General features: G+C 68.4%; 9 protein-coding genes. 7 read left to right on the forward strand and 2 right to left on the reverse strand.

Annotated elements, in window-relative coordinates; all coding sequences use genetic code 11:
* The first annotated feature begins 11 nt into the window (after positions 1 to 11).
* The 7 genes from H3O04_RS14480 to H3O04_RS14510 all read left to right on the forward strand — a co-directional run bounded on the left by H3O04_RS14480 (position 12) and on the right by H3O04_RS14510 (position 9,722).
* Positions 12 to 755 carry a Crp/Fnr family transcriptional regulator gene (locus H3O04_RS14480; protein WP_027810626.1) on the forward strand — a complete coding sequence of 248 codons (744 nt, stop codon included), beginning with the start codon at positions 12 to 14 and terminating at the stop codon, positions 753 to 755.
* A gap of 184 nt (positions 756 to 939) precedes the next feature.
* Complete coding sequence (locus tag H3O04_RS14485) at positions 940 to 4,107, forward strand: efflux RND transporter permease subunit (RefSeq protein WP_006479123.1); 3,168 nt, start codon at positions 940 to 942, stop codon at positions 4,105 to 4,107.
* A gap of 37 nt (positions 4,108 to 4,144) precedes the next feature.
* The gene (locus H3O04_RS14490; RefSeq protein WP_077219187.1) at positions 4,145 to 5,374 is read left to right on the forward strand and encodes an efflux RND transporter periplasmic adaptor subunit; all 1,230 of its coding nucleotides are present in this window, start codon (positions 4,145 to 4,147) and stop codon (positions 5,372 to 5,374) included.
* Between the two features lie 5 nt (positions 5,375 to 5,379).
* Positions 5,380 to 6,891, forward strand: a complete 1,512-nt coding sequence (locus H3O04_RS14495; protein ID WP_202587922.1) for an efflux transporter outer membrane subunit — start codon at positions 5,380 to 5,382, stop codon at positions 6,889 to 6,891.
* Between the two features lie 33 nt (positions 6,892 to 6,924).
* On the forward strand, positions 6,925 to 7,620 hold the full coding sequence (locus H3O04_RS14500; protein WP_023477539.1) for a heavy metal response regulator transcription factor: 696 nt from the start codon (positions 6,925 to 6,927) through the stop codon (positions 7,618 to 7,620).
* Entirely contained in the window at positions 7,617 to 9,095 is a 1,479-nt protein-coding gene (locus H3O04_RS14505) for a heavy metal sensor histidine kinase (protein WP_202587923.1), read from the forward strand. Before H3O04_RS14500 ends, H3O04_RS14505 begins: the two co-directional genes overlap by 4 nt.
* Before the next feature lie 39 nt (positions 9,096 to 9,134).
* Positions 9,135 to 9,722, forward strand: coding sequence for a LysE family translocator (locus tag H3O04_RS14510; protein ID WP_006479128.1), 588 nt, complete (start codon positions 9,135 to 9,137; stop codon positions 9,720 to 9,722).
* A gap of 18 nt (positions 9,723 to 9,740) precedes the next feature.
* Here H3O04_RS14510 and H3O04_RS14515 read toward each other — a convergent pair whose 3' ends face one another.
* Together H3O04_RS14515 and H3O04_RS14520 are read right to left on the reverse strand one after the other, a co-directional pair.
* Entirely contained in the window at positions 9,741 to 10,586 is an 846-nt protein-coding gene (locus tag H3O04_RS14515) for an AraC family transcriptional regulator (protein WP_006479129.1), read from the reverse strand.
* A 253-nt stretch (positions 10,587 to 10,839) separates the two neighbouring features.
* Positions 10,840 to 11,397 carry an inclusion body family protein gene (locus H3O04_RS14520; RefSeq protein ID WP_006479130.1) on the reverse strand — a complete coding sequence of 186 codons (558 nt, stop codon included), beginning with the start codon at positions 11,395 to 11,397 and terminating at the stop codon, positions 10,840 to 10,842.
* Positions 11,398 to 11,595 lie beyond the last annotated feature (198 nt).

Genomic DNA, 11,595 nt, shown 5'->3' on the forward strand with positions numbered 1-11,595 from the left:
AACCCGCACCCATGCACGACCACCTCGACGCGGCCGCCGCCCCGGCCGACACGCTCCCCGAACCGGGCCCGCTGCCGCCGCTCGCGACGCTGTTCGGCCAGTGCGCGTGGTTTCGCACGCTGGCGCCCGAACACCAGGCGCGCGTGCTGGCCGAGTCGCACGTCGCGCAGTGCGAAGCGGGCGACGTGATCGCGCACCGGCTCGCGCCGTCCGAATACTGGATCGGCGTCCATCAGGGGCTGCTGAAGCTCGCGATCTTCAACGTGTCGGGGCGCGGCTGCACGTTCTCCGGCGTGCCGTCGGGCGGCTGGTTCGGCGAAGGCAGCGTGATCAAGCGCGAGCTGCGCAAGTACGAGGTCGTCGCGATCCAGCGCTCGACCGTGCTGTTCGTGCCGGTCGACACGTTCCATGCGCTGCTCGACACGAGCCTGCCGTTTACGCGCTTCGTGATTCATCAGCTGAACAACCGGATGGGCGAATTCATCGCGTCGATCCAGAACAGCCGGCTGCTCGACGTCGACGCGCGCGTCGCGCAGGCGCTCGCGCAGCTCTTCAATCCCGCGCTGTACCCGGACACCGGCCCGTCGCTGTCGATCTCGCAGGAGGAGCTGGGGATGCTCGTCGGCGTATCGCGCCAGCGGATCAACCAGGCGCTGCAGCAGCTCGAGAAGCTCGGCGCGCTGCGGCTCGCGTACAACCAGATCGAGGTCGTCGATCTCGACGCGCTCGCGCGCTTCGGCATGGAGCAGCTGTGATCGCCGCCCGATGCGCGAAACCGTCGCGATCGCGACGACGCATTCCGTCTGCGGAATCGGCCGACGGACGCCACGCCCCAACCTGACAATTCCGCCAGTTTCGCGACAGTAACCCGTTGCGGGCCGACGCCTATCATTCGGGTTCCCTTCACCGCCGCCGATCACCGCCTGCCCCGCCGCCTTCATGTGGATCGTCAATCTCGCGCTCAGGCGCCCCTACACGTTCATCGTCATGGCCATCATGATCGTGCTGGCCACCCCGCTGGCGCTGATGCGCACGCCGGTCGACGTGCTGCCCGCGATCAACATCCCGGTCATCAGCGTGATCTGGAATTACAGCGGCTTCTCCGCGACGGAGATGACGAACCGCATCACGTCCGTCCATGAACGCATCCTGACGACGACCGTCAACAATATCCAGCACGTCGAATCGACGTCGCTGCCCGGCATCGCGGTCGTGAAGGTGTTCCTGCAGCCCGGCGCGAACGTGCAGACGGCGATCGCGCAGACGGTATCGTCCGCGCAGGCGATCGTGCGGCAGATGCCGCAGGGCGCGACGCCGCCGCTCGTGATCACCTATTCCGCGTCGAGCATTCCGGTGATCCAGCTCGGACTGTCGAGCAAGACGCTCAGCGAGCAGTCGCTCGCCGACATCGCGCTCAACTTCCTGCGCCCGCAGCTGATCACGGTGCCGGGCGTGCAGATCCCGTTCCCGTACGGCGGTCGCACCCGCGTGGTCGCGATCGACCTCGACCCGCAGGCGCTGCAGGCGAAGGGCCTCACGCCGGCCGACATCGTCAACGCGGTCAACGCGCAGAACCTCGTGCTGCCGACCGGCACCGCGAAGATGGGCCAGACCGAATACCGGATCGACACGAACGCGTCGGCCGATACGGTCGCCGACATCAGCAACCTGCCGGTCCAGACGATCAACGGTGCGACGACCTACCTGCGCGAAGTCGCGGCGGTGCGCGACGGCTTCGCGCCGCAGACCAACGTCGTGCGCCAGAACGGCCAGCGCGGCGTGCTGATCTCGATCCTGAAAAGCGGCGACGCGTCGACGCTCAAGGTCGTGTCGGACCTGAAGGCGCTGCTGCCGAAGGTGATCCCGACGCTGCCCGAGGGGCTCACGATCACGCCGCTGTTCGACCAGTCGGTGTTCGTCAACGCGGCCGTCCAGGGCGTGATCCACGAGGCGCTGATCGCCGCCGTGCTGACCGCGATGATGATCCTGCTGTTCCTCGGCAACTGGCGCAGCACGCTGATCATCGCGATCTCGATCCCGCTGTCGATCTTCACGTCGCTGATCGCGCTGTCCGCGCTCGGCGAAACCATCAACATCATGACGCTCGGCGGGCTCGCGCTCGCGGTCGGCATTCTCGTCGACGACGCGACCGTCACGATCGAGAACATCGAGCGGCACCTGCATCTGGGCACGAACCTGCACGACGCGATCCTCGAAGGCGCGGGCGAGATCGCGGTGCCCGCGCTGGTGTCGACGCTGTGTATCTGCATCGTGTTCGTGCCGATGTTCTTCCTCACCGGCGTCGCGCGCTTCCTGTTCGTGCCGCTCGCGGAAGCCGTGGTGTTCGCGATGCTCGCGTCGTACGTGCTGTCGCGCACGCTGGTGCCGACGCTCGCGATGCTGCTGTTCCGCCCGCAGCAGGCGAACACCGGCGCAGATCATTCGACGTCGCGCTTCGCGCGCATCCATCACGCGTTCAACCACGCGTTCGAACGGCTGCGCGCGTGGTACATCGTGCTGCTCAGCATCCTGCTCGTGCGCCGCCGCTTCTACGCGCTGTGCTTCCTCGGCTTCTGCGTGCTGTCGACCGGCCTCGTGCTCGTGCTCGGCCGCGATTTCTTCCCGAACGCCGATTCCGGCAACCTCCGGCTGCACGTGCGCGCGCCGACCGGCTACCGGATCGAGGAAACCGCGCGGCTCGCCGACCAGGTCGAGCGCGTGATTCGCGCAACCGTGCCGCCCGACGAGCTCGGCGCGATCGTCGACAACCTCGGCCTGCCGGTGAGCGGCATCAACCTGTCGTACAGCAACGCCGGCACGATCGGCACGCTCGACGGCGAACTGCTGATCGCGCTGAAACCCGGCCACCGCGCGACCGGGCACTACGTACAGACGCTGCGCACGCTACTGCCGCAGCGCTTCCCGGGCGTCGAGTTCTTCTTCCAGCCGTCGGACATCATCACGCAGATCCTCAACTTCGGGCAGCCGGCAGCGATCGACGTGCAGGTGCTGGGCAACGATCTCGCGAGTAACATGACCATTGCGAGCAGCCTGATGAAAAAGATCAGGCAAATCCCCGGCGCCGTCGACGTGCACGTGCTGCAACGCAACGACGAGCCGACCCTGCTGGCCGACATGGACCGTACGCGCATGCAGCAGCTCAATCTCTCCGCGCAGAACGTCGCGCAGAACATGCTGATCTCGCTGTCGGGGAGCTCGCAGACGACGCCGTCGTTCTGGATCAACCCGCGCACCGGCGTGCAGTACCCGCTGCAGATCCAGACCCCGCAATACAACCTGTCGTCGGTCGACGACCTGCTCGGCACGCCGATCTCCGCGAGCGGCCGCACGGGCACGCCGCTGCAGCTGCTCGGCAACCTGGTGCAGGTGCGCAGTACCGTGAACCCGGCCGTGATCACGCACTACAACATCCGCCCGGCGATCGACGTGTACGTGAGCGTCGAGGGCCGCGATCTCGGCGCGGTCGCGGGCGAGATCGACCGCATCGTGGCCGACGCCCGCGCGACGCTGCCGCGCGGCACCGACCTCACGATGCGCGGCCAGATCGAGACGATGCGCACGTCGTACATCGGGCTCGGCGCGGGCGTCGCGATGGCGATCGTGCTCGTCTACCTGCTGATCGTCGTCAATTTCCAGTCGTGGCTCGACCCGCTGATCATCATCAGCGCGATGCCGGCCGCGCTCGCCGGCATCGCGTGGATGCTGTTCATCACCGGCACGCACCTGAGCGTGCCCGCGTTGACGGGCGCGATCATGACGGTCGGCGTCGCGACCGCGAACAGCATCCTGGTCGTGTCGTTCGCGCGGCAACGCCTCGCGGCGGGCGCGCCGCCGCTCACGGCCGCGCTGGAGGCCGGCGCGACCCGCATCCGGCCGGTGCTGATGACGGCGCTCGCGATGATCATCGGGATGGTGCCGATGGCGCTCGGTCTCGGCGAAGGCGCCGAACAGAATGCGCCGCTCGGCCGCGCGGTGATCGGCGGGCTGCTGTTCGCGACCGTTTCGACGTTGCTGTTCGTGCCGCTCGTGTTCGGCGGCGTGCATGCGCGGCTGGCCCGGCGGCGTGCGCGCCAGGCCGGACACTGACTTTCGCCCCCACTACCCGGTTGAACTGGTTGAATTCATGGAAGAGAAACATCACAGCGCCGTCGGCATCCAGGTGGACGAACACGGCATGCACCTGCCGGCGCGCGCGTCGGTGTCGCGGCGCGGACGGATCGTCCTGATCGTGATCGGCGTGCTGCTCGCGGCGGGCGCCGCGCGCACCATCGTCGTCAACGTGCTGAACCAGCATCGCCTCGACGCGGTCGCCGAGCAAAACACGCGCCAGTACGTGAGCGTCGTGCATCCGGTCGACGCGGCCACCGGCGGCAAGCTGACGCTGCCCGGCACGCTGCGCGGCTTCGTCGAGGCGCCGATCTATGCGCGCGCCAGCGGCTACGTGCTGCGCTGGCAGGCCGATATCGGCGCGCACGTGAAGCAGGGACAAACGCTCGCCGAACTCGACACGCCGGAACTGAACCAGGAACTGGCGCAGGCCACCGCGCAGCGCCAGCAGGCGCAAGCCGCGCTCGCGCTCGCGAAGACGTCGTTCGACCGCGCGCAGCAGTTGCGCCAGCGCGATGCGGTGTCGCAGCAGGAGCTCGACGACCGGCAAGGCGCGTTCAGCCAGGGCAGCGCGAACCTCGCGGCGGCCGATGCGAACATGCGCCGCCTCACCGAGCTGAAGGGCTTCCAGCGGATCGTCGCGCCGATCGACGGGATCGTCACGCAGCGCAACGTCGACGTCGGTGATCTCGTCAATTCCGGCAACGCGGGCCGCTCGCTGTTCACGGTCGTGCAGGCCGACCGCCTGCGCCTGTACGTGCAGGTGCCGCAGGCGTATGCGCAGCAGGTGAAGGTCGGCCAGCACGTGAGCGTCGCGCAGGCCGAGCTGCCGGGTCGGACCTTCGACGGGACGATCACGCGCACGTCGCAGGCGATCGACGTCGCGACGCGTTCGCTGCAGATCGAGATCACGCTGCCGAACCCGGACGGGCGGCTGCTGCCCGGCGCGTACGTGCAGGCGACGCTGCCGATGACGCCGGTCGGCCGCCTGCAGGTGCCGGCCAATACGCTGCTGTTCCGCGCCGAAGGCCCGACGGTCGCCGCCGTCGATGCGAACGGCCAGGTCCGGCTGAAACAGGTGACGGTCGTGCGCACGATCGGCCAGACACTCGAAGTCGACGGGCCGATCACGCCGAACGACCGCCTCGTCGCGAACCCGAGCGACGCGCTCGCGACCGGCGACCGGGTCGTCGTGCAGGCGCCGGCTGCGCAGCCCGCCTCGGCCGTCGCGGGGGCGAAGTCGTGATCGCGATGCGCCCCCGCGTGCACCCGGCCGCGATCGGCGCCGTCGCGATCGTCGCGGCTGCGGTGCTCGCCGGCTGCACGGTCGGCCCGGATTACCGGCGCCCGCCCGTCGATACGCCGGCCGCGTGGCGGCTCGACCCGGCCGACGCATACTGGCAGCCGGCCGCGCCGGCCCGCGCGCCGCTCGATCCCGCCTGGTGGACCGCGTTCGGCGACGCCCAGCTCGACGCACTGGAAGCCGACGCGCTGCGCAACAACCAGAACCTGAAGGCGATGGCCGCGCGCTATGACCAGGCGAAGGCGACGCTCGCGTCGGTGGCGTCCGCACAGTATCCGGCCGTCGGGCTGAACGCGAGCGGCCAGCGCTTCAAGATCTCCGCCGACCGGCCGCAGACCAACTACGCGACGCAGAGCATGTCGACCGTGCAGAACGAGATCCAGGTCGGCGCGGCGGTCAGCTACGAACTCGACCTGTTCGGCCGCGTGCGGCGCAACGTCGAAGCCGCCCAGGCCAGCACCGAGCAGTCGCGTGACGATTTCGCGAACGCGCGCCTCGTGCTGAGCGCCGACCTCGCGTCGAGCTATTTCACGCTGCGCGAGCTCGACACCGAGATCGACGTCGTCAAGCGCTCGATCGACCTGCAGCAGAAGGCGCTCGATTACGTCAGCGCGCGCCACGACCTCGGCGCGGTGTCGGGCCTCGACCTGTTGCAGCAGCGCGCGCAGCTCGACGCGACGCGCACGCAGGCGCAATTGCTGATGCAGCAACGCGCGCAGGTCGAAACCGCGATCGCGACGCTGGTCGGCACGCCGGCTCCCGCCTTCTCGCTGCCGCCGCGCGTGGTGCCGATCAACGCGCCCGCGCTGCCGACCGGAATGCCGAGCGACCTGCTGCAGCGGCGCCCCGACGTCGCGTCGGCCGAGCGCGCGATGGCCGCCGCGAACGCGCAGATCGGCGTCGCGCGCGCCGCGTATTTCCCACGTATCACGCTGTCGCCGGACATCGGCTGGGACGCGACCCGCTTCGCCGGCCTGTTCACCGTGCCGGCGCTGCTGTGGTCGGTCGGCGGGTCGCTCAGCCAGCCGCTGCTCGAGGGCGGCAAGCTGAAGGCCGGCGTCGATTTCGCGCAGGCCGGCTACGTCGCCGCGCAGGCCAGCTACCGGCAGACCGTGCTCACCGCGTTCCAGGAGGTGCAAAATGCGGTGACCGGCCTGTCGGTGCTCGCGCAGGCCGCGCAGCAGGCTTCCGCGGCCGTCGACGACGCACGCAAGCTCGTCTCGCTCGCGCAGGACCGCTACGCGGGCGGCCTGACGCCGTTCATCGACGTGCTGACGGCCCAGCAGCAGTTGCTGACGAGCGAACGCCAGGCCGTGCAGATCCAGGGCCAGCGCGCGGCGCTCGTCGTGTTTCTCGCGAAGGCGCTCGGCGGCGGCTGGGACGGCGATGCGGCGAACGGCCCGGCGCCGTCCGACGTCGCGTCGGCGGCCCCGCAGCGCGGCGCGGGCGTCGGCCCTTGACCTGCCCTTAACCCGGTTACGCGGACAACGAACATGAAAGTACTGATCGTCGAAGACGAACCGAAAGTCGTCGAATACCTGAAGAGCGGCCTGACCGAGGAAGGCTGGGTCGTCGACACCGCGCTCGATGGCGAGGACGGCGCGTGGAAAGCCGTCGAATTCGACTACGACGTGGTCGTGCTCGACGTGATGCTGCCGAAGCTCGACGGCTTCGGCGTGCTGCGTGCATTGCGCGCGCAGAAGCAGACGCCCGTCATCATGCTGACCGCGCGCGATCGCGTCGACGACCGCGTGCGGGGCTTGCGCGGCGGCGCCGACGACTACCTGACCAAGCCGTTCTCATTCCTCGAACTGATCGAACGGCTGCGTGCGCTGACGCGCCGCGCCCGCGTGCAGGAATCGACGCTGATCTCGATCGGCGACCTGCGCGTCGACCTGATCGGCCGCCGCGCGAGCCGCGACGGCGCGCGGCTCGACCTGACCGCGCAGGAATTCCAGCTGCTCGGCGTGCTCGCGCGGCGCAGCGGCGAGGTGCTGTCGAAGACGACCATCGCCGAACTCGTGTGGGACGTGAACTTCGACAGCAACGCGAACGTCGTCGAGACGGCGATCAAGCGCCTGCGCGCGAAACTCGACGGCCCGTTCGCGGACAAGCTGCTGCATACGATCCGCGGGATGGGCTACGTGCTCGAGGCGCGCGAGGACGGCGACGTGGAGAAACACGCATGAAACGCTCGATCATCCTGCGGCTCTCGGCGATGTTCGGCATCGTGTCGCTGCTCGTGTTCACGCTGGTCGGCTGCGGGCTGTTCGTGATGATGGAGCGCCAGTTGCTCGCCGAGCTGCGCGCGACGATCGACACCCGCGCCAAGGTCGCCGCGATGATCGTGTCGCACGCGACCACGGCCGCACGCGGCCGCCTGATGCAGGAAAAGCTCGCCGACCTCGAACCGCCGGACGGGTCGACGCGCTATCAGATCGACAGCCCCGACGCCGATTTCCGCTTCGGCCATTCGGTCGACGGCGTGCCCGTCGGCCAACCGTTCGGCGCGTTCCAGCAGTACGCGCTCAACAACAGCAGCTACGACGTGATGACGAAGACCGTCGCGATCGCGGGCAGCGGCGAGCGCCCGGACGTGAAGCTGATCGTCGCGTCGTCGTGCGAGCGCACGCAGCGGATGCTGCGTCGTTTCGCATGGACGCTGGCCGCGTTGATCGCGACGGCCACCGTCATTACGCTGCTGTTGAGCCGCGCGGTCGCGCGCTTCGGGCTCGCGCCGCTCGACCGGCTGTCGCAGGACGCGGCGAGCGTGAGCGCGACGAACCGCCGCCAGCGGCTGCACACCGACGCGCTGCCGACCGAGCTGCGCGATCTCGCCACGTCGTTCAACGGCGCGCTCGAACGCATCCAGCAAACCTACGCGCGGCTCGAAGCGTTCAACGCGGACGTCGCGCACGAGCTGCGCACGCCGATCAGCATCCTGATCGGCCAGACCCAGGTCGCGCTGACGAGCCGCGACCGCTCGGTCGACCGGATGCGCCAGACGCTGCAGTCCAACCTCGAGGAATTCGAGCGGCTACGCGTGATCATCAACGACATGCTGTTCCTGTCGCGCAGCGACCGCGGCGAGCGCGCGAGCGACCTGAAGGACGTGTCGCTCGCCGACGAGGTGCGGCGCATGCTCGACTTCCTCGAAATTCCGCTCGACGAGGCGCAGTTGCGTGCCGAACTGCACGGCGACGCGCGCGCGGCCGTCGATCCGTCGCTGTTCCGCCGCGCGATGACGAACCTGCTGATCAACGCGATCCAGCATTCGGCGCCCGGCGCGACGCTGAACGTGACGATCACGCGCCGCGACACGCTCGTCGAGATGGCCGTGTCGAACCCCGGCGAGCCGATCGACCCGGTGCAGCGCTCGCACGTGTTCGAGCGCTTCTACCGGCTCGAGGAAGCGCGCGCGAACAGCAAGGAAAACCACGGGCTCGGACTGTCGATCGTCAAGGCCGTGGCCGAGATGCACGGCGGCGGCGTGTTCGTCGCGTGCTCGGGCGGCGTCAACACGTTCGGCTTCTCGGTGTCGACGCAGCCGTCCCCGGGCGGGCCGCTGCGTCCGGCCGACGCACGCGCCGCGCGCGTTGCACTGACGGCGGCCGCGCCCGCCGAGGGCAGTTTTCTTCAATACGGGCCGACGCCGCGCCCGTAGTCTCGATGCGACTTTCGACATGTCGCATGGAGACACCTGATGAGCATGCTGGTTTCGATGGCCGCGTTCGCGCTCGCCTCGTCGATCACCCCCGGTCCCGTCAACATCGTCGCGCTCAGCGCGGGCGCCCGCCACGGCCTCGGCGCGAGCCTGCGCTACGCGGCGGGCGCGACGCTCGGCTTCGTCGCGCTGTTCCTGCTGATCGGCCTGGGCCTGCACGCGGCGCTCGCGCACTGGCCCGTGCTGACGACGGCCACGCAGTGGTCGGGGATCGCGTTCCTGCTGTATATGGCGCTGCGGCTCGCGCTCGACGACGGCCGGCTGTCGGCCGATCCCGACGTGGCCGGCCCGTCGGCGGCGTCCGGCGCGGCGATGCAGTGGCTCAATCCGAAGGCGTGGCTTGCGTGCGTGGCCGCGATGGGCGCGTATGCGGCCGATGGCGATCGCGCGCAGGTCTGGCAGTTCGCCGCGCTGTATCTGGTGATCTGCTTCGCGTCGATCGCATGCTGGGGCTATGCGGGCGCGTCGCTGCGACACCGGCTCGCGAACGCGCGGCGCATGCGCGTGTTCAACCGGCTGATGGCGCTGCTGCTCGCGGGCAGCGCGCTGTTTCTGCTCGACGTGTAGCCGTCGTGCCCATGGCGTTCAGCGCATCGCGCTGCGGTACTGGCCGGGCGTCGCGGCCGCGATCCGCCGGAACGCGCGCTGGAAGTGTGCCTGGTCCGCAAAGCCGGCGTCGAGCGCGACTTCGGCGATCGGCCTGCCACGCCGCAATTCGGTGCGGCCGTACTGCACGCGCCGATCGATCAGGAATGCATGCGGCGTCATCCCGTAACGCGCATTGAATGCGCGGATCAGGTACGACGGCGACAGGTCGGCCGCCGCGCAGATCGCATCGAGCGTGACGGCCTCGCGGCAATGGGCGGCGATGTAGTCGGCCGCGCGCGCGAGCTTCGCGTTGTCGTCGCCCGGCCGCGGGTCGGGCAGTTCGCGGTCGAGCGCGCCGTGCAACGCCGTGAAGAATTCGACCGCCGCACTCTCCTTGCCGAGCGCATCGATGCCGGGCGACACGAGCGTGCGGTAGAAGCCGCCAAATCGCGCGAACAGATCGCCGCGCTCGGTCAACTTCGGCGAGAACCCGTGAAAATCGCGGTTCGGATCGCCGCCCAGCGAATGTTGCAGCCGCGCGAGCCACGGCACGTCGACATAGACCATCCGGTACGCCCATGCATCGGGGCCGTACGGATTGCATGCGTGCACCTGCTCCGGGTCGATGATCACCAGCACGCCGCGCCCGACGTGCGCGTTCGTCGCGCCGTTCACGTACGTGCTCGTGCCGCCGACGATCGCGCCCACCGAAAACGTGTCGTGCGTGTGCTTCGCGTAGCAGATCGCGCGCCCGTCGTCGACGGTGCGCGCCTCGATGAACGGCAGCGCGGTATCGCGCCAGAACGGCGACGGTACGGCGGATCGGTTGGCGGTACGGCTCACGCGGCGGGCTCCGGTTCGAACGAGGAACGCTCACCGTACAAGACTGTGTAGCGCCGCGCAACCGGATCGCGCTGCTTCGCCGCTACGCAGAACGGTGGTGCCCACGGACATGATCGTGGGCACCACCCTGCGCCGCCGACTTCCCGCACGAGGTGCGGAGGATGGCGCGCTTACGCTGAAACAGCGCCCGCCCTGCACCTCTGCTTGCACACGCGTTTCCGCGTGCTCGGGCGCTGAAGCCGACAGCAGCGGGTCAGGCCGGAACGATGATCTTCGGGTCCCACCAGTAGTAGCCGAACAGTTCCTGGTTCTGCCCGCCGACGAGCTTGTAAAGCGCGAAGCAAACGCCGAAATATTCCGTCCCGCTTCGCCGGACCGACGAGTCGAAGGTCGCGAACGTGAGTTGCTTCTTCAGCGGCGGGAGGCCGTTGCGGGTCCCCGAATCCGGGTTGGGTTCCACCGCGCCATTGCGGACGACCGTGTTGCAGACGAACGGGTTGAATACCTCGTCGCCTTGATAGCGGGGGATGTTGTAGATGATCACGGCATCGTCGGAGTTGTCGTAGATCGACACGCCGGTGAACTGGACGCGGTCACCCGGGTATGCGGTGATTTCCAGGTCGGCCGTGCCCTGCCCCTTGACGCCACGCGCACCGGTGCAGATCAGGAACTGGCCATTGTGGGCGATGCCGGTCGGCGCGGCCTGATTCTGGCTCGGGTTCGGATACGTCTTCTTGACCCATTCCGTATCGATCACCGCGATGATGTTGATGTCCTGCGCGCTTGATGCAAGCGTGATTTCGGAAGCCATGGTTAATCTCCATTCACTAAGCGTTATGAATTTGAGTCCGACGACACGTCATTAGCGCGTCAAGGACAATATCAATTCATTCGCTCACCAAAATCAATTACAACCGATTACGCGGCGACGAGCACTTGACCTCGCATACAACAACCTGCAATTCGGACCCGGAAAATCCATAAAAATCAATTACAGTCGATTACACGA

The organism is Burkholderia sp. KCJ3K979, from assembly GCF_016759955.1.
Classification (GTDB): domain Bacteria; phylum Pseudomonadota; class Gammaproteobacteria; order Burkholderiales; family Burkholderiaceae; genus Burkholderia; species Burkholderia orbicola.